Annotated in this window: 2 tRNA genes and 2 rRNA genes; all 4 read left to right on the plus strand. The window is 40.8% G+C overall.

The annotated features are described in order from the left end of the window. Positions 1 to 79, plus strand: a 16S ribosomal RNA gene (locus BW142_RS20485); the annotation flags it as partial. A gap of 76 nt (positions 80 to 155) precedes the next feature. Then, positions 156 to 232, plus strand: a tRNA-Ile gene (locus BW142_RS20490). A 50-nt stretch (positions 233 to 282) separates the two neighbouring features. After that, a tRNA-Ala gene (locus tag BW142_RS20495) sits at positions 283 to 358 on the plus strand. Between the two features lie 307 nt (positions 359 to 665). Next, positions 666 to 768, plus strand: a 23S ribosomal RNA gene (locus BW142_RS20500); the annotation flags it as partial.

Consider the following 768-nt stretch of genomic DNA (forward strand, 5'->3'; position numbering starts at 1 on the left):
TACCACGGAGTGATTCATGACTGGGGTGAAGTCGTAACAAGGTAGCCCTAGGGGAACCTGGGGCTGGATCACCTCCTTATACGATTTAGAACTTATTTGTTCGTAGTGTCCACACAGATGATTGTTATTGTAAAGAGAACAACACTTATTGTTTTGGGTCTGTAGCTCAGCTGGTTAGAGCGCACCCCTGATAAGGGTGAGGTCGGTAGTTCAAATCTACTCAGACCCACCACTTCTTATCTAATTAAGAAGATGGTTAAAACAGTAAGTACCAGCATATGTGGGGCTATAGCTCAGCTGGGAGAGCGCCTGCCTTGCACGCAGGAGGTCAGCAGTTCGATCCTGCTTAGCTCCACCACTTTTACTTCTTAAAAATAAATATTCTTTATCGGGCCATAAACAGCCTGAGAATAGAGTGTGTTTAATTTTGAGAGGTTTTCGTATCTCTTGCTCTTTAAAAATTTGGAAAAGCTGATAATAAAATTCGTATGAATAACATTGTTATTTGTACAGAGTTTTCAAAAGTAAAAAAAGAATGGTAGCAGTACCATTCAGTGCCATTTAGTTAACTCTTTGAGTTGATTGATTGGTATCTACTTTAGTATTCAATATTGACTTCTGGCGAAGTTAAACTGTCACAAAACAAAGACCCGTTTGGGTTGTATGGTTAAGTGACTAAGCGTACACGGTGGATGCCTTGGCAGTTGGAGGCGATGAAGGACGTATTAACTTGCGATAAGCCTAGTCAAGCTAGTAAAAAGCACTTGA

This window comes from Pseudoalteromonas sp. EB27, from assembly GCF_001974875.1.
Taxonomy (GTDB): domain Bacteria; phylum Pseudomonadota; class Gammaproteobacteria; order Enterobacterales; family Alteromonadaceae; genus Pseudoalteromonas.